This is a genomic window from Legionella saoudiensis (genome assembly GCF_001465875.1).
GTDB classification, from domain to species: domain Bacteria; phylum Pseudomonadota; class Gammaproteobacteria; order Legionellales; family Legionellaceae; genus Legionella; species Legionella saoudiensis.
In genome coordinates, this window is the sequence record NZ_LN901323.1 from 144,277 (window position 1) to 165,254 (window position 20,978).

Consider the following 20,978-nt stretch of genomic DNA (forward strand, 5'->3'; position numbering starts at 1 on the left):
ATGGCGAAAGTCATAGCCATTGCCAATCAAAAAGGCGGTGTAGGCAAAACTACTACTGCCATTAATTTATCTGCCTCCCTGGCTGCGAATCGTCAACAGGTTTTATTGATCGATTTAGATCCCCAAGGAAATGCCACCATGGGTAGTGGTGTTGACAAAAATCAATTGGTACATACCACCAATGATGTCTTGCTGCATGATTGTCTGGCAGAACAAGCCTGCCTCACCACTGCCTGTGGCTATGATTTAATCCCTGGTAATGATGATTTAACGGTTGCCGAGGTCAGCCTTATGGAGCGAAACCATCGCGAGACCTTTCTTTATAAAGCCTTACAACCGTTACAAAGCAGTTATGATTTTATACTCATTGACTGTCCTCCTGCATTGAATACATTAACCATTAATGCCTTCGTTGCAGCAGATTCCGTACTTATCCCCATGCAATGCGAATATTATGCCTTAGAAGGTTTAGCCGCATTATTATCGACAGTTGAACAAGTTAAAGCCTCGGTAAATCCGCGTTTGCATCTCGAGGGAGTGCTACGAACTATGTATGATGCGCGTAATCGCTTGTGTTCCGACGTGTCCAAACAATTAATAGAACATTTTCCCACTAAGGTTTATCGAACAGTAGTGCCACGCAATGTACGACTGGCAGAAGCACCCAGTCATGGTATGCCTGCGTTACACTACGATAAAACTTCGCCAGGAGCTGCAGCTTATATGGTGCTTGCTTCTGAGTTGATTAATAAACAGACCGTAATGGGGTAAATTGGGGTACTTATGACAGTGAAACGTAGTGGTTTAGGACGTAATCTATCCGCCTTATTAAGCCAGCCCAGCGGCAGTCTTTTAAATGAAAAACCACCAGCTGATGGCCTTAAGCTAGCAGTGGATTGCTTGCAACCAGGAAAATATCAACCTCGGGGCGAGATGGAGGAAGCGGCCCTAACTGAATTGGCTGAGTCCATTAAAAAACAAGGACTCTTACAACCGCTAGTCGTACGCGAACTTAGCGATGGTCGCTATGAAATTATTGCCGGAGAGCGCCGCTGGCGAGCCAGTCAGCTTGCAGGATTGACTGAGGTTCCAGTCGTTTTAAAGCAAGTTGATGATGAAACCGCTATGGCGATTGCCTTAGTTGAAAACTTACAACGGGAAGATTTAAATGCGATGGACCAAGCACGAGCGATGCACCGTCTTACCGATGAATTTTCACTTACCCATCAACAAGTTGCTGATCTCTTGTGTAAATCACGTACCGCAGTAAGCAATTATTTACGTCTATTAGCATTATCAACGGCTGTAAAAAAATTACTGGAGCATGGCGACATTGATATGGGACATGCACGTGCCTTGCTCATGCTTGAGGAAGAACAACAAAATCAAGTAGCACAGTTAATTGTAGCGAAGAATTTATCTGTTCGTGAAACAGAAAAGCTAGTGGAGCGCGTTAAAGCAGGCAAAGTGCCAACAGAAAACATTCCCGGCAATGAGCCTGTGGCTTTTCATTATCAAGAACAGATCAATAATTTAGCGCAACAGTTGCAAACCACGATTAAGTTAAAGCCTGGTAAGTCAGGAAAAGGGTCGTTGGTTATTCATTATGACGATGCTCATGGCTTGCAAAAAATTATGGCGCAGTTATTAGGTTAGTCCTATTAGGCACAATAACTCTGATATTTCTCTAACTTAGGCTCATAAGGCAGTAAAGTTATCAATTACAGCCTTATGAACGCTTATGAGATCCTATAAGAAAGTTTGGATTCGTGGCGATTCAGGCTGGTCTGCGTCTTGTTCTAGAGCATTAGCATTGTTCTCCATACTGGTTACCTCTGTTATTGCTTCTGTCGTAGGGGTATTATTCCTCGGCTGCGGTATTTCCGCAGTGCCTGCCTCATTCGCCGGAATACGCCTCGCCATCCGCGAATAACTGCACGCTATTTTTACCTCCTGAGCTTCTTGGACTGACTCCGTTGGCGCTGGTCCATCATTATCCGTAGAGGAAGAGGTAAAAAAAGCAGCGAACTTACTTATAACATTTTTGATCTTTTGCCAAAGGTTAGCAAAGAAATGAGTGCGGTTAGACTCAGGCTCCTCCACAGTTAATTCTGCAACCTGAACCTGAGCTTCTGATTGTATTCTGTGTGTACGTTCTATCAGGTCATTTACGTTAAGTTTAGTGTTGATATTAGCAAGGATCGCATCAAGGGCCTCTTGTTTCATGCTGCCCAGCTCAGTGTTGCTAGAAATTAAATGCTTATATAAATCGACTAACTCAGGGTGTTTTAATTGGTTAGTTTCAGGATTATTTTGTATAAGAATCAAATCTTCAGTAATACTTTTGCAATGCTCGGGATTAAATAAAATTAATTGTTGAATCTTATCTGTTAAAATACCACTACGTTGCAGCTCCTTAAAGGCATGAATCAGATTGGGGTTATTAAAAACTTGTAAATCCTCGCTTAAAATTGCTTTTTCCGGAGCTTGGTGTAGATTAACCAGTACATTACAAACTCTAACAAGATTGGCTTTATCTGAGTACTGCTCAAGATATGGAAGATAGGCATCTAATAAACCATGATTATGTAATTTGATTAAAGCATTACTCATCGCAAAATGTTTGTTTTGAGTACAATTCCTAATAACTTGCTCGCATTTATCCAGAATATTGTATTCATGTAAATTACCTACTGCCCACATAACGTCACGAGCAGTATTTTTATCTATTAATTCAAAATACTTGTCGAGAAGATTTGCCTTTTCCAGTCGTATCATTCCCTGGGCACAAGCCTCATAGTTCTGAGAGCTGAATAACACCTTTATATATTTATCTTGAAATAATTTCTCAGTCTTATGTAAGGCAATTAATGCGCTACTTAATGCTCTCGGTGTTTCTGAGGAATTTTTTAGATGCTTAGAGGTATTTATCTCGGAAAAAAGTCGCAGATAATCTTCAAACATCCCCCTACGTTTAAACATAGGATGGTTCAGTACGCCATTTTGTTTTAATTCAACTAATGGCAGAGCAATATCAGCAACATTAGGAGTAGAAATACCTCTAAATTGTTGTTCAAAAATGTCTTCCAGATCAAAGCCGTTTTTTACCAGCATGTCTAGAGATTTCCAAACTACAGGACCCCGCTTGGCTAAATAATCACAAAACTTAGCATAGCTTTGCTTATCCGAAAGCAGGGTAGTTAAAGCCTTCAACGCTTTAGGATTTTCAAAGACGCCTTTTACCCATTGGGGATATTCGGCTGAAGAATAAAAATTTTCATTAAAAACATAGGTATCTAGAAAATTGCCCTGCCAATCTAAAAATTTAGGCTTGAAGATGTAATTATTCTCTTCTGGTTTTTGTAGATTTTTAAATTTTTTTTCTGCTTGATGCCGAAAAGGCGCATTACTTAATTCCTTCTTAATACGCTCAACCTCGTTTTGATCTAAAGCTATAAGTCTTTGCTGCCATGAATCATTATATTGCTTCCCATTTAACATGCTTTCAGCAAAAGGAACTATTTCCCCACATTCTGGTGGGGTTTTACTACCACTGCCAACAGTAACGCGCATGATATGAGAATTGGTATTGACAACCTGTTGCCCAAACTCCTTTAACAGCCGTACGGCAACTGGGTTATCTGTATCACGTAAATTTTCCCAACTATCAATAGTGAGATTATCCCCGTCATTAAGCCAGGCTAATCCCTGACCAACGATATTAAATTTTTCATAATTTATGCCCTTATCTGTAAGCGGCGCTTCTTGCTCATTATTTTTTTTGCTTTTCAGTAAAACATAAAATCCGTTGGTATCGTACTGGATTCCTGAGCGAGTAGGAAGCTCCCCTTCTCCTCCTACGTATTGACAACAATTTACAATTTTACCAAGCACATAAGCACGGGGGTCGTCGTAGGATAATTTTACCAAATAATAATTCTCATCATTCCCCGTACCTCTGATTACCACATCAGGAAGCTTATCCGGATTCGGTGTATATTCTAGTGCCCGATGAAACACGTCTTCACCAAGTGCATGCTCAAAACATAATTCAGCAAGTTCCGGATTTTCTTGAAACCGAGCATAATTTACTTGCACCACCGCTTTTTTTATTTCCTCAAAAGTTTTCGGTGTGTGGCCAAGCATATGTTGAATCACCGCAGCATAATCAAATAACTTTGCTGCCTTAGGACCTTTTTTCATGATGTTTACCCGCCAAGCTTGTAAATCAAGATTATCGGGACAAACAGGTAGATTGAAATTCACTATTTCATCTAAGTAATTTTCTTTATCTTTAAAATTGAAGTTTTTAGTATATCGCTTAAGGGAATCCGTCATTGTTTTTAAATCTTTACGTCCGAATAGTACGAGCAATTTATATGCTTGCTCATAAGACTTATCTGTATGTTCCCCATTTTCCTTCTCATAGAAGTTAACCAACTCTATAAATTGCTGTTCAAAATCTGCAGTATGTTTATTGTTTTTTTTGAAATATTGAAATTGCTGGTTTAACTTATGGAATTGTTCTTTTAGGACTTCATCAGATGCTTGCATACCGTAGTTCTCTTAGCTACATAGATAAACTCTAGGCAACCTAATGGTCAACGTAGCTTCCGATTAACCATACAAATATTATACATAGAGAGTCCAAAAATATCAATTGAACTCCTTTTTGTACCTATGGAACGCATCAACACGCAATAACAATTGTCATCAGCAATACATGCTTAGCGTTATTTGAACTAAACTATAAATATAAGTTGTGATCATTTGCTTCGCACAATCATGGAGATTGATGTGTTGATTCAACCGGTAGAGCCCGTTTTTGTTGTGGTAAAATTAGGTCAGGAAGATTATATGTGTCAAATGCTCAGCCTTTCTGATAGTGAATTGGAGCTAAAGAGCAATCATTATTTTGAAAAAGAGACGCATGTATCATTTCATGGTAAATTCTTTCGTGGTCATGCGAGCATCCAAGGAATTACCTTTTCCAAACTTCATTTTATTTATCAAATGAATATTGAAGAAATTCAATTCCAGCCTGGTTTACTCATTAATACACGCTTATAAAGTAAATCCTAGATCTGCATTTCATTAATCCTTTAAAACAAGGTAAAGTTACGCTTATATACATATATAGCGCCGGAAAATTAGTCCAATGAATGTATCAGTAGCAAATCAATCAAATTTAGACTGGCTTAAAAGTTTACTGCCATTGGCACTTGGCGGTTTTAGTATTGGAATGACAGAATATTTAATGATGGGTATTTTGCCTGATGTCGCTAACTCACTGTCTATATCTATCCCTAGTGCAGGATATCTTATCGCGATTTACGCCTTTGGTGTGGTGATTGGTGCTCCCTTGATGATTGCACTTGCCAAAAATTATCCGCCGAAAAAGTTTCTGGCTTTATTGATGTTATTATTTGTTGTATTTAATGTCTTGTTTTCTATGGCGCCAACTTTTTCCTTACTTTTAGTCACCCGATTTATGGCCGGGTTACCTCATGGTGCTTTTTTTGGGGTGGGGGCCGTCGTTGCAACCCAGCTAGCAAAGCCAGGAAAAGGTGCTAGTGCCGTTGCGATTATGTTTACCGGGCTTACCCTTGCTAATATTATTGGCGTGCCTCTAGGCACCTTTATTGGCCACCATTGCAGTTGGCGCATCGCCTACTTTATTGTTGCTTCATTTGGGTTGGGCACCTTATTTTCTATTTTCAAATGGCTACCCAATGTAGTTCTCCACCAATCTTTCGATTTTCGTCAAAGCTTGGCAATTTTTAAGGACCTGGAAATATGGCTTATTATTGGTATTTCAGCAATTGGAACAGGGGGCTTATTCGCTTGGATCAGTTATATTGCGCCCTTAATGACTGATGTGACTTTGTTTCCCGATGATATGGTTACCTTCATCATGATGCTTGCAGGTAGTGGTATGGCCCTTGGTAACCTACTGGGAGGACGCCTTGCTGACCGCTTATCCCCCTTACGAGTTACTGGAATTATGCTCTTCCTCATGATGCTTTGTCTGCTAACAGTTGCAATGGTTGCAGAGCATAAGCTAGCCGCATTGGTGATAACCTTTGTTACCGGCACCGTTGCTTTTGCCGTAGTTCCGGCAATGCAAATGTTAATGATTCAGGCTGCGCGTGGTGCGGAAATGCTCGCATCATCAATGGTGCAGGCTAGTTCGAATATGGGAAATACTTTAGGGGCATATTTGGGGGGATTACCTATTGCCGCAGGATTTGGTTATACCTCTCCTGAGTATGTGGGTATTGGACTGGTTTTCATTGGTTTGGTATTGTGCGTGCTGATTTGGGTGGCTCGATTAGAAGCTGGAGTTGTACCAGGGAAACCCTGATGAGAGTGTAAGCTGGGCTAATTTGCCCAGCCTAGTCTTATTATAACCAATAAACAAAAATAAAGAGGAATAACCATACTACGTCAACGAAGTGCCAATACCAAGCCACACCTTCGAATGCGAAGTGGCGCTCTGGGGTGAAGTGACCGCGTTTACAACGTACGGTGATAACAATTAGCATGATGGTACCTAAAGTCACATGCAAACCGTGGAAACCCGTAAGCATAAAGAATGTCGTGCCATAAATGCCTGAGGATAAAGTTAGGTTCAGATGCGTATACGCTTCATGGTACTCGTACGCTTGGCAAATTAAGAACAGGATACCCAAAGCAATCGTTAAGGACATGCCTACTAAAAGTTGTCTACGCTTGTTTAGTTTTAAAGCCCAATGCGCCCAGGTAATCGTTACTCCCGAAGTTAAAAGAATCAGCGTGTTGATGGCAGCTAAACCCCATGCTCCCATGGCTTCATGAGCACCAGTAAATAATTGATTGTCTGGATTTTGCAGCAATGGCCAGGCCGCAGTAAAATTAGGCCATAAGGTATAATTGGTTATAGGATGAACTTCCCCACCAAGCAAGGGGATAACCCAGATACGCGCATAAAATAACGCTCCGAAAAATGCGCCGAAGAAGCATACTTCTGAAAAGATAAACCAGCACATACCCCAGCGATAGGATTTATCAACCTGCAGGTCATAAACACCTTTGTTATTTTCATAAATAACCTGGCCAAACCAACCAAATAGCATGCCAATGATAATCGCCAAACCTAAGGTAAAGATGTATGGTCCATACCAGTCATGATGAAGCCAGGACGCTGCACCCACCAAAAAAGTGGTTAATCCGCATGATCCAACCAAAGGCCAGTGACTGGGCTTGGGGACATAATAAGTACCGTGTGCTCCCATTCTATCTACGTCTCCTGTATCAATAATTCGTTATAACTGGTGTGCAATAAGTACAGCACTACTTTTGTTCGCCATTGCAAATAGGGTAACGCAATGACGGCCGTTTTTATTTTAAATTTCGCGAATAACTATTCTCTATCCGTCACATCAAATAAAGTATATGACAACGTAACCGTATTTATCTTTTCGGGTAAATCTATATCCAGGTGAAATAATAGGGGCATATTCATTGCCTCATGCCCATTCAATGTTTGCCGTGCAAAACAAAAACATTCAGTCTTTTTCAAATATTTCGCTGCAATCCCAGGAGTTACGCTAGGAATTGCCTGCACGGTCATTGGATGATCCGTTTTATTTTCCGCATAAAAATCCAGTTTAGCAATTTCGCCTGGATGTACTTTTATTTTCCGAGTCTTAGGATAAAAAGCCCAAGGAACGGCACTATTATTCGTTGCGACAAACTCGACTAAAACTTCTCGATCTTTAGAAATTTTTGCCGTAGCCGCATCATAAGCCACTGCTTCTGATTTAATTTTGCCATTAATCCCTAAGGTCTGACATAGGCTGTTGTATATAGGCACTAGTGCAAAACCAAAAGCAAACATGCCTAATACAACTGCGGTCAAAATCATCAGTAACTTACGATGATTACGTTCATTACTCATACAACTTTTACTCTATAAAACTATACATTCAACTGAGGCGGAGTTGTAAATGTATGGTATGGTGGAGGTGAAGGTAAGGTCCACTCTAAGCCTTGTGCTCCTTCCCAAACTTGTGAAGTCGCTAGATCCTTCTTCGTACCTTTCTTTCTTACTGTTGCAATAATGTTGTATAAAAACAGTAATTGTGAGAATCCAAAAATAAAGGCGCCCACAGTTGCCATCATATTAAAGTTGGTAAACTGTAAGGCGTAATCAGGGATTCGGCGAGGCATACCCGCTAAACCTAAGAAATGCATTGGGAAGAATGCCAAGTTAACCGAAATTACTGATAGCCAGAAATGCCATTTACCAAGACACTCGTTATACATGTGCCCAGTCCACTTTGGCAACCAATAATAAGCAGCACCCACCAGCGAAAAGATAGCCCCAGGGACTAGGACGTAATGGAAATGCGCCACCACAAAATAACTGTCCTGATATTGATAATCCGCAGGAACTAGCGCCAACATCAGACCAGTAAATCCGCCGATAGTAAATAAAAACACAAAGGCTAAGGCAAATAACATTGGAGTTTCAAAGGTCATTGCTCCTTTAAACATGGTACTTACCCAGTTAAAGACCTTAATACCTGTCGGTACGGCAATTAACATGGTCGTGTACATGAAAAATAGTTCTGCCCCCAAAGGAATCCCGGAGGTAAACATATGGTGAGCCCAAACAATAAATGACAACACGGCAATACTTACGGTTGCATAAACCATGAAGTGATAACCAAACAATGGCTTACGACTGAAGGTAGGAATAATTTCAGAAATAACGCCAAAAGCAGGTAAAATCAATACATAAACCTCTGGATGCCCGAAGAACCAGAATACGTGCTGGAATAATATTGGATCTCCACCCCCTGCAGCACTAAAGAAGCTGGTACCGAAGTGGCGATCTGCCAACATCATGGTAACCGCACCCGCTAATACCGGCATAATAGCAATCAATAAGAATGCAGTGATCAACCAGGTCCATACGAACATTGGCATCTTCATCAGGGTCATGCCAGGAGCACGTAGGTTTAAGATGGTGGCAATAATATTAATCGAACCCATAATCGATGATAGTCCCATCATATGAATGGAGAAAATCATGAAATCGGTGCTTGGTGGAGCATATTTAGTGGATAACGGTGCATACATAGTCCAACCAAAGTTCGGTCCACCGCCTGCATGAAACATAGTAGAGAATAACAACGCGAAGGCGAATGGTAAAATCCAGAAGCTCCAGTTGTTCAACCGCGGTAAAGCCATATCTGGCGCACCAATCATCATGGGAATTTGCCAGTTTGCCATCCCCGTAAATGCTGGCATCACCACACCAAACAACATCACCAATCCATGCAAGGTAGTCATTTGGTTAAAAAAGTTCGGATCAACAAACCGATGACCAGGTTGAAATAATTCCGCGCGAATAATTAAAGCCATTCCCCCGGCAACGAAAAAGCTGAATAACGCTAACCACAGATAAAGAGTACCAATATCTTTATGGTTTGTGGTAAAAAGCCAGCGCTTTATAAATCCCAATACACCTTTACCCTGCTCAGGGCCATGATCATCGTGATGATCATCGTCATGCGCTATCGTATAACTCATTTTAAACCTCCAGCGTTAACTTTATTCACCATGGTTGGTTGTTTATTCGCATTCTGCCGAACTGCAGCTACTTCTGCAGGTTGGATAACATCGTTTGTATTGTTGCCCCAAGCATTACGCTCGTAGGTTGCAATTGCTGCGATTTCATCATCGCTTAATTGGTCTTTATACGCTTGCATTGCAGAGCCTGGAACACCATTTAAAATAATTTCAATGTGGCGTGAAATAGGATTACCTACAGCTACCGAGCTGCCTTTAAGCGCTGGATACATTGGTGGTAAGCCTTTTCCATCATCACGATGGCAGGCAGCACATAATTGCTCGTACTTATGCTTTCCTAAGGTTAGAAGCTCATCACGCTGCATCACTTTTTGGGAGGCTGGTTGCGCCTCTTCACTTGCGTATTTGTCTTGTTTTAAGGTTTGCGCAGCGACCCACTTATCAAAATCCGCTTGGCTCACCGCTTCGACAACTATTGGCATAAAGGCATGATTGATGCCACAAAGCTCGGCACATTGACCACGATATACACCCGGTTTCTCAATGGTTGCCCATGCCTCATACATAAATCCAGGGATGGCATCACGTTTAATTCCTAAGTCAGGAACCCACCAAGAATGAATTACGTCATTGGAGGTAACTAGAAAACGAATTTTTTTATGCACGGGCACCACAAGTGGCTTATCAACTTCTAAAAGATACCACTCACTTTTATCTTGCTTGTTTTGGATTTGCGCTAAGGGTGTTGACAAAGTACTGAAATAACTAATGCCTTGATCCAAATATTCATACTGCCAACGCCATTGGTAGCCAACAATCTTAACCGTAATTTCCGATTGCTTGGTGTCATCCATACGAATTAAAACTCGCGTCGCAGGTATCGCTAATCCGACAAGAATTAAAAACGGAATGATTGACCAAATAAGCTCAAGTCTTGGATTGTCATGGAATGAAGCAGCTTTATAGCCTTTGGATTTACGGTGATGAACTAATGAATAAATCATCACACCAAATACCACAACCCCGATAACGGCACAAACCGCCATACACACCATATGCAGGTTGTATACATCCCGACTAATAGGGGTCACACCCTGACTCATATTTAACTGCCAATTGTTTGCTGCAGTAGCAAAAACTGGCTGACCAACTATCAATGCCCCAAGCATTGCTATTAATCTACAGATAGGTCTGTTTAACATCCCAATTCCTCATCTTGTCAAGAAGCCAAGCAAGCCTGGCAATTTAATACCTACTCCGGTAATGTACCTACTGCTATTAAGTTAACCCTCTAAACGCCGACCCCTCGCGAGATGCCGGCAGAGATTAAGCAGTAAGCCCTTTCACGAGTTCATTTCTACCACAATGAATAATTACCTTCAGTTTTAGATTTACTGATCATGTACTTAATGGCTTCAATTACTTCGCCGCCAGTACATTGTTTACATCCACCATTTTGAGGATGATTTTTCCCATTCATGGTATTTTCAATCAATACATCCATATTCTTAGCGATTAATGGCTTCCATGCAGCTTTATCACCAATTTTAGGAGCCCCATTTTTGCCTTCGTTATGGCAAGTCGCACAGTTTTCATTGTAAATATCCGCACCGTTAGCTGGATACTTCGTAGTGCCACCAGATTTTAGATCGGCTAATTCTGCACGCGTTAGTGATTCATTAAGGAGGTAATCTACTGCAGAAATGACATCATTATCTGAACAGGTAACGCAAGCACCTTTAACCGGCATGGAGTTATATCCATGAATTGCACGGCGATACAAGCCAGTTAAACCACTCGTCTTCAACCGTGAATACCAGTTTGAGGCATCACCCAAAAGTGGCGCGCCCATTTCACCATTTTGGTGACAAATCACACAAGCAGACAAATAAACCTTCTTGCCTCGTTCGAGAGTTGGCGCTGCGTTAGAAGGTGGTACGCCTAGTGGATCTTTTGTATCTACAGTTTTAAGATAGGTCGCAATCGCCATTCTATCGGCATCAGTCAAGTACATCAGACTGTTATGATTTACTTCAGCCATAGGTCCAGCCACAGGGCCTGCATTATTAATCAGCTGATTCTTTTTAAAGACGTCAGCTACCTCTTCATGCGTTGCTGATTCCAACCCATACTTGGTAATGTTAGGAGCCCAATAACCGTCAATAAACGTACCCGTTAAGTAATATTTATTTTTAGGAGCTCCAAATGGATTTAATGGGGTATGACACATGCTGCAGTGACCTAAGCCATCCACAATATATCTACCGCGGTTCCACTCTGGGGACTGGGTTTTATCATAGACAAATTCATGATTTTCCGGATAGAAGAACAATAAGTTCCATCCGGTTAACGCAAGACGGGAGCCTGGAACATTGAACGGGAATGGTAAGGACTTATTTTTTTGATGCACGGCCGGAATACTCATAAAATAAGCATATAAGGCACGAGCATCTTCCTTAGTAACCAGAGAAAAATAGTAGTAGGGGAACACGGGGAAGAAGTTTTCACCCTTAGGGTTATGCCCATCTTTCAAGGCGCGAATAAAATCTTCTTCTGTCCACTTACCGATACCCGTTTCTTTATCTGGAGTAATGTTAGGGCTATAGAAGGTACCAAAAGGCGTTTCTATAGGTAGGCCACCGGCATAAGCAGGTGTTCCTGCGTGCACATTGGTATGGCAGGAAATACAATCGCCCATCTTAGAAAGGTATTCCCCTTTCTTAACTAATTCTTGTTGAACACCTTCAGCTGGAGCAGTAGGTGGATAAGCAGGGTAATAACCATCAATAACCGATAACTTCTGCGAAGCAGTCACAGTTTCAGCTTGTAATAATTGACCCATCATACCTAACACTGCCGCAGTTGCAGCAACAGTTAGCTTTCTTAGTAACAAAGAGCCCACGCCCCCTCCTATTTGTTCTTATTTTGCACGCTTCTCATAAGGAGATAGAATAACCGACGCATTTTATACTCTACAACGGACAAGTTGCAATGTTATAATCGCGATCTTCCTGTTTATTTAATTCGTTTTACTATGTTTGTATACCTTAATGGCCTACTTTTGGGCTTATCTTTAATTATCGCCTTGGGTCCTCAAAATGTTTTCCTAATCAAACAAGGGGTCCGTAAAAACCATGCGCTGCTTTCGGCGGTAATATGTTTTATCTGCGATTTGATTTTAATTTGCGCCAGTATTACGGGATTGCATGAGTTACTTTCACTACGCCCTATTTTACAGGTGTGGATGATGTTTTTTGGGTGTGCATTCTTATTATTCTACGCATTGAAGGCCTTAAAAAATGCCTTTGTTGAACCGCAAAAAACAACGGAGCATACGCTGCAACCGCATAATAAAACCCAAATCATTTTTTTAGCGCTCGGTTTTAGTCTATTAAATCCGCATGCAATTATCGATTCCCTTGTCATCATCGGTGGAGGCAGCAGTGAATATCCTGACCAACAACTTTATTTCTTAATGGGGGTAATTACTTCCAGCTTCGTCTGGTTTAGTTCATTAACCTTTACGGCGCGATATTTTTCAGACGTTTTAGCCAGAGATACTGTATGGAAAGGCATTGAATTAATTAGTGGTTTCTTGATGATGACCATTGGTATTAAATTAGGTGCTGATGGGATAAAACTGATTTTAGAATTATTAGAACGGCAGTAAAGTAGAAAGGGCCAATCAGTGTGTCGCCAATTGACCCAGTGGAATGACACATAGCAAGTCCAACCTCGCAGGGTGAATATCTCACAAGCACCGATTAGTGTCAACTTATTTGCCAAAAACAATACAATTATTTGCATGAAATGGGACAAATGGCCTGATCACCAGCGATAGCTCTTCTACAAACAATCATTGTTGTTCTGTTTTTATTCCGTTACACTCGGATTTTTCATCACGGTTATAGCATTATGTTTTACGGCGATACCATTCAAGAAACCCGACAAATGTTTTTTAACAGTTGGGAAAAATATCTGCAGAAAAAGCCTTTGACGCCTTTAGAGGATGAAATTGTACAGGTTATTTTGGCACATCCTGAGTATCATAAGACGCTTGAAAATCAGAATAAGTTTCAACAGCAAACTTATTATCCTGAGCTTGGGGAAACTAACCCCTTTTTACATATGGGATTGCACTTGGGAATTCGCGAGCAAATAGCCACTGACCGTCCCGCGGGAATTAATGCTATTTATCAGCTTTTATTAAAAAAATACGCGGATCCTTTAACGGTAGAACATTTAATGATGGAGCAATTAGCTGAATGCTTATGGCGCGCTCAAAAAAATAATTTCCCGCCGGATGAACAAGAGTATCTAGCAACCTTATCTAAGTTATAAATCCACTGCGTTGCATTCAGGCTACTTTGACCTGGTGCATTATTAATTGTTAATGAGGTTGTATTTTTGCCATGCGCCCTAGCCCATCTTCCAGTGCATCAAGGCTTTCGCTACTCACTGATTGGAAAAAATGGTGGCGCCTTCCCGTAATCTGCCTATAGCCTTCATTAAAAAGGCTAACCGCCCCGCCGCCAAAAAAAGTTACTATTGCGGCTGGATAGTTTAAGGCTGCATTCTCGTTTAATCGTGTACGCGTTTCATTTATTGCTTGATAGCTCTCTTTTAAAAACCCAATGATATTGCTGGAATAATTAACCTTATACCCTGCGTATACTTTTTGAAAAAGCGCGTGCATTGCATCGGCCGCATCAATATGCCCCACGGTTCTAAGCTCTTTTTCACATGCTAAAATGTCCTTTAGCTGCTGTGTAAAATGCTCCTGCAACTCCAAGGGCTCGGTAATGGCTTCATGCATGAGGTGTTGCAATTTAACTTGGTATGTCTCTCTTTCCGCATCGTTTCTGGGAAGAGGCTCGCGGTACATCAACATTGCCGCACGTCGATAATAGATATTATCATCCCCAAGAAAGGTGTTGATATAATGAAAGAGGTCATCAGGAATTGGGTTGTATTCTATAACTACATCGTGCTCACAGTTGTTTTTTATCTTGGCCTTAGTAGTAGGGGCATCATGGCTTAAAAACAGGTGCAAAGGATTTATTTCCGGCACCAGCTTTACACTAGATAATTGTTCATCCACTAATTGTAAAGCTTGCTGTGCAAGCTTTGTTGAAACAATTTTATGATGCCATGGCTTAGGCAATTGGTTAATAACTTGTTTTTGTGATTCGTCATCACCCGAAATTACGATGCTATGAACGCCCTCGCATTCTAAAAAAGCATTCTCATTTATTTTAATATCTGTTGCCAAAAATTGGATAATATGGAGAGAAATGCAACGTTTAAACGCATAAGCGCCAATCGCGGTAACTCGAGGAGGAATAGTAATAATCTTTAAAGAATCGCGCCCTAAAAATGCCTTCGACTTAATCCGCGTCACTGATTCGGGGATATCACAAGAACCATCTGGTTTGATGTCTGCTTTAGTAACTTTGACCAGTACCGTTTTATCATCACTTAACAGCATGTTTTTTCTCTCTTATACTCATAACTTAATTGATATTCTCAACAGAGCGCGGTAGGAGAAACCATATTAAGGAAAGCGTGGATTAATCAAATTGCACACATTGTAAACAATTAGACCATGATAAGTCAATTAATTATGCAGTTGCTGATGTTGGCTACAGAATCAAGGGAAAACCTCAAATTTTTAAATGATACCGCTTATGCATAAAGGCTTTTTTTTTATAAATAATCTATGGAGCACAGCGGCATGCGATTAACCACAACGAATTTATTCTTAACAACACTGGGTATCTTGCTGAAGATCAGTTAACATGTAGCCTTTCTTAATAAATCCACCCTATTTATGAGCGATCAAAAGAAAACTACACATTTCGGCTATACCTCGGTAGGCTGGGACGAGAAAGAGAAGAAAGTCGCTGAGGTCTTTCATTCGGTAGCAAAAAACTACGATCGGATGAATGATCTCATGTCCTTAGGCATTCACCACTTATGGAAACGCTATACCATAGAATTAAGCCATGTGCGTCCCGGACAAGTAGTGCTGGATTTAGCGGGCGGCAGTGGTGATCTTACCCGCCTCTTATGCAAAAAAGTCGGCGATACAGGACGAGTCGTTTTGGCAGATATTAATTCAGCCATGCTCAATGTAGGGCGCGACCGCTTGCTGGATGAAGGCCTATACAAGAACATTGATTTTGTTCAGGCCAATGCCCAATGCTTGCCTTTTATAGATAATAATTTCCATTGCATTACTATGGGTTTTGGGCTGCGAAATGTAACCGATAAAGATGAAGCCTTACGCTCTATGTATCGGGTCTGTAAGCCTGGTGGAAAGGTGATGGTTTTGGAGTTTTCTACCCCTACGTTTCCAGGTCTAAAACCAGTATATGATTGGTATTCGTTTAATATCTTACCCAAAATAGGTAAACTCTTTGCGCAAGATGAGGCCAGTTACCAATATCTTGCTGAATCAATTCGCATGCATCCTAATCAACAAACTTTGAAAAAAATGATTGAAGACGCCGGTTTCGAAGATTGTACCTATCATAATCTAAGCGGTGGGATCGTGGCCTTACACGTTGCTTACAAGTATTGAGTTGATTATGTTAAAAAAATATTCATTAAAAGCCTTACAAAAAGCAATAAATACTGCCATCTCCTTAGATGAGCAAATGCCATCCAAACTGCAGGCATTAAATGGCAAAATTCTAGAAATGATTATTGCGCCATTGAATGTCCGGTTCTTTATTCAGTTTAATCAGGGCGCAGTCGAGCTTCTGGATCATTATGAAGGGCAGGCGGATACCATAATTCACAGTAGCCCCCTAGGTTTAATTCGCCTAAGTTTGTTGCCTGCATCCAAAGCACGCTCCTTATTTAACGATAAAATTCGTATGTCTGGTAATATGGAGTTAGGCCAACACGTTAAAAAATTATTTGATGAGATGGATATTGATTGGGAAGGGCATTTAGCTCATTTTACCGGTGATGTAGTTGCCCATCAGCTGGGTTCTTTTGTACGCAAAAGCTTATCCTTTACCAAACGTATTGACGAATCAATGCGGCAGAATATGTCGGAATACTTACAAGAAGAATTACGCATCCTGCCATCGAAAAATGAACTGGAAGACTTCTATAAGGAAGTTGATGAATTATCATTAAGTACTGAGCGCTTACAAGCCCATGTAAACCATTTAATAAGCCGCCATGAAATCGATTAAACAACTCTTTCGCATATTGCACATCAATTATATATTAGCCAAAAATGGCCTCGATAACGTCGTAGTTTCGCTAAGACTTTTTGCTCCTTTTCGTTTCATTGTTTATCTAAATCCGTGGAATTGGTTTCGTAAAGAACATTTAACCCATGGTCAAGCATTGCGTAAATCCTTGGAGGAGCTAGGTCCCATTTTTATTAAATTTGGCCAAGCCTTATCTACTCGTCCAGATATACTGCCTCCGGAAATTGCGTTGGAATTGACCAAATTACAAGATAGCGTTCCTCCCTTTTCCAGTGAAAAAGCCATGCAGATCATTGCGCAAGCCTATGGCCAATCACCCTATGAGGTCTTTGCAGAATTTGATCCTCAAGCCCTAGCTTCGGCATCCATGGCCCAAGTACATGCAGCAACGCTGAAAACCGGTAAAGAAGTCATTGTTAAAGTTCTTCGTCCGAACATGCGACGTCTAATTGAAAATGATTTAAGCATTATGCATACCATTGCTCGATGGGCAGATCGTTATTGGCCGGAAAGTCGGCGCTTAAAGCCACGAGAAATCGTTAAAGAATTTGAGCATACGCTACTTGATGAACTTGATTTATCCCGAGAAGCCGCTAATGCCGCACAACTACGCCGTAATTTTGAAGGTTCTCATATTTTATATATTCCAGAAATTTATTGGGACTATACCCGTACTGATGTCCTGGTTATGGAGCGCATTCGCGGTATCCCGGTTTCTGATCTAAGTACATTAGAAGCCCAAGGCGTTGATGTGAAAAAACTCGCGGAACGCGGCGTAGAAATATTTTTTACCCAAGTTTTTCGTGACTGTTTTTTTCATGCCGATATGCACCCAGGTAATATTTTTGTCTCTTATGAGCATCCTAAAGATCCGCAATACATTTGCATCGATTTTGGCATTATGGGTACCTTAAATGATAATGACAAACGTTATCTTGCCGAAAACTTGCTGGCCTTTTTTAATCGTGATTACCGCCGTGTTGCGCAATTACACGTTGAATCCGGATGGGTAGCTCGTGATACTCGCGTTGATGAGTTCGAAAGCGCTATTCGTACCGTTTGTGAACCTATCTTTGAGCGCTCATTAAAAGATATTTCTTTTGCGCAAGTAGTATTACGCCTGTTCCAAGTAGCCCGACGTTTCCAAATGGAAGTGCAACCTCAACTGGTTTTACTGCAAAAAACCTTACTGGCGATTGAAGGCTTAGGCCGCCAACTTTATCCTGAGCTGGATCTATGGACTACAGCCAAACCCTTTCTAGAACAATGGGTGAAAGATCAGATTGGGCCCAAGGCATTTTTCCAGCAATTAAAACAAAATCTACCTTTCTTTGCTGAGCAGTTGCCGCACATGCCCCGGCTAATTTTTGATGTTCTTGAACTAAAAAAAGAACAACTCCTTGCCGAGAAGAGCGAAGCAAGCAGCAAGCAAGAGAAAGAGCCGGTTTTTCTTAATGGAAGTAATATTGCCGTAGGGGCAAGTCTGGCCTTTTTATTAGTTGGTTTACTGGATTACTTTCATCTGCTTAATCACCAACAGCTTACTGCAATTACCGTGGGTGGTTTTGTCGTGAGCGGATTGTTTGCTCTTTTTAACCGTAACATGAGGAATTGATATGGGACTCAGTGGTATTAGCCCCCTTTCTTTATTATTAATCTTAATCATTATTATTGCTCTATTTGGTACTTCCAAATTAAAAAACATTGGTTCTGATCTAGGCGAAGCCATTAAAAATTTTCGCAAAGCATTAAATGATGATTCCAACGATAACTCCCCAAAGGACAATAAACCATTATGAGCATGGAGCTGCTGGTAATTTTTATTGTTGCCTTAATCGTGTTTGGCCCTAAAAAACTACCTATGCTGGCTACTCATCTGGGCTTGTTAATACGTCAGTTACAGCAATGGAAAACCCAGGCACACACTGTTTGGCAGCAGCAACTCAATGAGTATCAGTTGCAGGAAAACCAGCGCAAAGCAAAAGAGGCTGATAAGCGTTATCAAGAATTATGATGAGGTTTATGAGATAGCTATGCTTTGGACTGAATTTGCGCAAGGGCGTTACAATAGAGTTTTTCATAATGAAGATTATTCGCTTGTTCTTAAGATTCAGAAAGGAAATAGCATCGCAGATGCTCCAGAGCGTTCTGTGCGTCTATGGAATGAGCTTAATCCTCACTTATCCCCACCAGCGCAGACGATGCAGAGTATTCATGGACTAGGTTGGGTTTGTCCTTATGTGCATGGCCGTGCAGCGAGCGATAAGGAAATGATGCTTGGGGTGCTCGATATTTTTAACCGCACGGGCAGAATAGTAGTTGATGCAACATCCACGAAGAATTTTATTGTGACTACGGAGGGGACGCTAGTATGCGTTGATGTTGCTATGGCCCTGCAATTAGAACAAAGAGAAAAGGCTTATTTAACTCACCCCAAAGCAAAAAGACTGAGTCAGGACAGTATTATGACTTGGGATGATAAATATTTAGCCTATGGACCATTTTTTGCCAATCACCGTGAAGATAAGCCTAAAACTATAAGCCTCATTAAAGCGTTGCTCTTTATACGCTTCTATCGACCAGATATTTACGATGCTAGTTTTTTAAAAGATGATCCTAAATTGAGAGGAAATTTAGCCATAGCCTATGAGCTCCATGTGCGCGAAAACAAAAAAATTTTTGGCCCTCAACAAAAAATTACTTCATCGACTCGTATTGCAGAAGCATTGGATAACTTGTTAATTAAAAGAACCATTAACTTGGAAAGTATTAAGAAAAGTTGCATCCGTGAATTACACCGCTATATTAACTCCAGGGGTTCATTAAATGCCAATCAAGAATTTCAACCCTCATGGGTAACTCGTTTATTCAGAAACCCGGTGTTAACCATGCGTAAAACCAATGATGCCTTACGTTTAATTAAGGCCCTGCAGCAAACTGAATCATTGAAGCAATTACAAAGCACGCTCGCTAATATATCGGAAAAAAAAGTTTTGTTTTTCAGCAACTTTTCCAGTGGCTATGAGTCCAGTATTGCTAAATGTCTAGAAATTACGGCTACTGCAGAGAAGTACTATTATTGTGAACTTGATGAAGAGGCTACGAAAATACTTTCTAAAAAGTGAAACACTTCTGCCACGAACCCCTAGGTACTTCTCCATGTTCATAATTCACTTAAAGCTTTTTGCTATGGTTTGGGGTTTTCGCCGCTACCTCCATTTTTCTTAAATTTAAATCAGCCCATAAACATTCTGCTATTGGTCCGTGTGCTGGTTTTTGTAAGCGGATCGCGCCTAAAACCACCAGGCGTTCGTCAAAATGAGTTCCTTGTAAATAGTGTAAACGTCCATCAGCGAGCTCTTGGATTATTAAATGCAGGGGCAATCGTCCCCAGCCAAGACCGGCAACAATAATATCCTTTTTAGCCATCACGTCACGAACGGTCCAGTGGCGACCATGTTCGATGACCCCGAAGGAAAAATCTGATTGCGATGAGTCGCGTAAAATCACTTGCATGCATTCAGAAAGTGTATCTAGATCACCCAATTGTTTTTGGTAGCGCTCAATAAACTCAGGCGCGGCTACAGCGACCAAAGGTTCAGCTCGTAAAGGAATAACTTCTACGGCTTTTTTCATAATTAAATTTTCACTGATAATGATATCTGCCTGATTCCGCAATAAGCGCTCGCAAGCGCCCCCCAAAGATTCAGAGAGAAAATGAAATTGCGTGCCTGGAAACCGATTGATCCAGCTTTGCAAGAGGTTTTTCAAGCTGGGCAAAGGGAAAAATACATCTATCGCAATGGTTATATCACTCTCTCGCTGAGCCTGCAGTTGCACGGCAAATTGACTGACATTATGCCAATGCTCAATAAGCGACTGCGCACGCTGATGTAATTTAATCCCCTCTTCCGTTAACACCGGACGATACTGGTTGCGGTCAAAAAGCAACATGCCAAGCTGCTCTTCCAATTTTTTAACTGCCGCAGTAATTGCGGGTTGGCTTTTAAATAAGGCTTGTGCCGCGGCATTAAAGCCGCCCCGTTCAACCACCGTAATAAAAACACGCAACGCATCAAAATCAATATCCATCAAATTTATTTATTAAGTTTATAAAAACTTAATATTATCAATTTATAGGGATTTTCTCTAATCTGATTATTAACACAT

The 20,978-nt window shown here is 41.0% G+C and carries 20 protein-coding genes; 12 read left to right on the forward strand and 8 right to left on the reverse strand.

Annotated features, from left to right (window positions below):
• Entirely contained in the window at nucleotides 1–771 is a 771-nt protein-coding gene (locus BN3124_RS07090) for a ParA family protein (RefSeq protein WP_058534102.1), read from the forward strand.
• 12 nt (nucleotides 772–783) lie between these two features.
• A complete protein-coding gene (locus BN3124_RS07095; protein WP_058534103.1) occupies nucleotides 784–1,656 on the forward strand; it encodes a ParB/RepB/Spo0J family partition protein in 873 nt (290 codons plus the stop codon).
• Nucleotides 1,657–1,749: 93 nt separating this feature from the next.
• Here the strand turns inward: BN3124_RS07095 and BN3124_RS07100 are convergent, their stop codons facing one another.
• Nucleotides 1,750–4,554 (reverse strand): hypothetical protein, encoded by a 2,805-nt coding sequence (locus BN3124_RS07100; protein ID WP_058534104.1) that lies wholly within the window; start codon nucleotides 4,552–4,554, stop codon nucleotides 1,750–1,752.
• Nucleotides 4,555–4,797: 243 nt separating this feature from the next.
• On the opposite strand from BN3124_RS07100, the gene BN3124_RS07105 reads away from it, so the two are divergent.
• Both BN3124_RS07105 and BN3124_RS07110 read left to right on the forward strand, forming a co-directional pair.
• The gene (locus tag BN3124_RS07105) at nucleotides 4,798–5,070 is read left to right on the forward strand and encodes a hypothetical protein (RefSeq protein ID WP_058534105.1); all 273 of its coding nucleotides are present in this window, start codon (nucleotides 4,798–4,800) and stop codon (nucleotides 5,068–5,070) included.
• A gap of 88 nt (nucleotides 5,071–5,158) precedes the next feature.
• A complete protein-coding gene (locus tag BN3124_RS07110) occupies nucleotides 5,159–6,364 on the forward strand; it encodes an MFS transporter (protein ID WP_058534106.1) in 1,206 nt (401 codons plus the stop codon).
• Nucleotides 6,365–6,404: 40 nt separating this feature from the next.
• Here BN3124_RS07110 and BN3124_RS07115 read toward each other — a convergent pair whose 3' ends face one another.
• The 5 genes from BN3124_RS07115 to BN3124_RS07135 all read right to left on the reverse strand — a co-directional run bounded on the left by BN3124_RS07115 (nucleotide 6,405) and on the right by BN3124_RS07135 (nucleotide 12,481).
• A complete protein-coding gene (locus BN3124_RS07115; protein WP_058534107.1) occupies nucleotides 6,405–7,274 on the reverse strand; it encodes a cytochrome c oxidase subunit 3 in 870 nt (289 codons plus the stop codon).
• Between the two features lie 128 nt (nucleotides 7,275–7,402).
• The gene (locus tag BN3124_RS07120) at nucleotides 7,403–7,939 is read right to left on the reverse strand and encodes a cytochrome c oxidase assembly protein (protein WP_058534108.1); all 537 of its coding nucleotides are present in this window, start codon (nucleotides 7,937–7,939) and stop codon (nucleotides 7,403–7,405) included.
• A gap of 20 nt (nucleotides 7,940–7,959) precedes the next feature.
• Complete coding sequence (ctaD, locus tag BN3124_RS07125) at nucleotides 7,960–9,579, reverse strand: cytochrome c oxidase subunit I (RefSeq protein ID WP_058534109.1); 1,620 nt, start codon at nucleotides 9,577–9,579, stop codon at nucleotides 7,960–7,962.
• A complete protein-coding gene (gene coxB / locus BN3124_RS07130; protein ID WP_058534110.1) occupies nucleotides 9,576–10,781 on the reverse strand; it encodes a cytochrome c oxidase subunit II in 1,206 nt (401 codons plus the stop codon). The genes ctaD and coxB overlap by 4 nt, the downstream gene beginning before the upstream one ends.
• A 155-nt stretch (nucleotides 10,782–10,936) precedes the next feature.
• Entirely contained in the window at nucleotides 10,937–12,481 is a 1,545-nt protein-coding gene (locus BN3124_RS07135) for a c-type cytochrome (RefSeq protein ID WP_058534111.1), read from the reverse strand.
• A 132-nt stretch (nucleotides 12,482–12,613) separates the two neighbouring features.
• Between BN3124_RS07135 and BN3124_RS07140 the strand changes: the two genes are divergently transcribed.
• Complete coding sequence (locus tag BN3124_RS07140) at nucleotides 12,614–13,249, forward strand: LysE/ArgO family amino acid transporter (protein ID WP_058534486.1); 636 nt, start codon at nucleotides 12,614–12,616, stop codon at nucleotides 13,247–13,249.
• Nucleotides 13,250–13,494: 245 nt separating this feature from the next.
• Nucleotides 13,495–13,920 (forward strand): DUF1841 family protein, encoded by a 426-nt coding sequence (locus BN3124_RS07145; RefSeq protein ID WP_058534112.1) that lies wholly within the window; start codon nucleotides 13,495–13,497, stop codon nucleotides 13,918–13,920.
• Nucleotides 13,921–13,969: 49 nt separating this feature from the next.
• Here BN3124_RS07145 and BN3124_RS07150 read toward each other — a convergent pair whose 3' ends face one another.
• Nucleotides 13,970–15,067, reverse strand: a complete 1,098-nt coding sequence (locus BN3124_RS07150; protein WP_058534113.1) for a leucine-rich repeat domain-containing protein — start codon at nucleotides 15,065–15,067, stop codon at nucleotides 13,970–13,972.
• A gap of 342 nt (nucleotides 15,068–15,409) precedes the next feature.
• Here BN3124_RS07150 and ubiE point away from each other — a divergent pair, with 342 nt between their 5' ends.
• The 6 genes from ubiE to BN3124_RS07180 are packed head-to-tail and all read left to right on the forward strand — an operon-like array spanning nucleotide 15,410 to nucleotide 19,933.
• Nucleotides 15,410–16,162: a bifunctional demethylmenaquinone methyltransferase/2-methoxy-6-polyprenyl-1,4-benzoquinol methylase UbiE gene (gene ubiE / locus BN3124_RS07155; protein WP_058534114.1), complete on the forward strand. Its 753-nt coding sequence runs from the start codon at nucleotides 15,410–15,412 to the stop codon at nucleotides 16,160–16,162.
• Between the two features lie 7 nt (nucleotides 16,163–16,169).
• Nucleotides 16,170–16,787, forward strand: coding sequence for a ubiquinone biosynthesis accessory factor UbiJ (locus tag BN3124_RS07160; RefSeq protein WP_058534115.1), 618 nt, complete (start codon nucleotides 16,170–16,172; stop codon nucleotides 16,785–16,787).
• Nucleotides 16,774–18,423 (forward strand): ubiquinone biosynthesis regulatory protein kinase UbiB, encoded by a 1,650-nt coding sequence (gene ubiB / locus BN3124_RS07165; RefSeq protein WP_058534116.1) that lies wholly within the window; start codon nucleotides 16,774–16,776, stop codon nucleotides 18,421–18,423. Before BN3124_RS07160 ends, ubiB begins: the two co-directional genes overlap by 14 nt.
• A 1-nt stretch (nucleotide 18,424) precedes the next feature.
• Nucleotides 18,425–18,607 (forward strand): twin-arginine translocase TatA/TatE family subunit, encoded by a 183-nt coding sequence (gene tatA / locus BN3124_RS07170; RefSeq protein ID WP_058534117.1) that lies wholly within the window; start codon nucleotides 18,425–18,427, stop codon nucleotides 18,605–18,607.
• On the forward strand, nucleotides 18,604–18,822 hold the full coding sequence (locus BN3124_RS07175; protein WP_058534118.1) for a Sec-independent protein translocase subunit TatA/TatB: 219 nt from the start codon (nucleotides 18,604–18,606) through the stop codon (nucleotides 18,820–18,822). Before tatA ends, BN3124_RS07175 begins: the two co-directional genes overlap by 4 nt.
• Nucleotides 18,823–18,841: 19 nt before the next feature.
• On the forward strand, nucleotides 18,842–19,933 hold the full coding sequence (locus BN3124_RS07180; protein WP_058534119.1) for a hypothetical protein: 1,092 nt from the start codon (nucleotides 18,842–18,844) through the stop codon (nucleotides 19,931–19,933).
• 49 nt (nucleotides 19,934–19,982) lie between these two features.
• Here BN3124_RS07180 and BN3124_RS07185 read toward each other — a convergent pair whose 3' ends face one another.
• The gene (locus BN3124_RS07185; RefSeq protein WP_058534120.1) at nucleotides 19,983–20,900 is read right to left on the reverse strand and encodes a LysR family transcriptional regulator; all 918 of its coding nucleotides are present in this window, start codon (nucleotides 20,898–20,900) and stop codon (nucleotides 19,983–19,985) included.
• Between the last annotated feature and the right edge of the window lie 78 nt (nucleotides 20,901–20,978).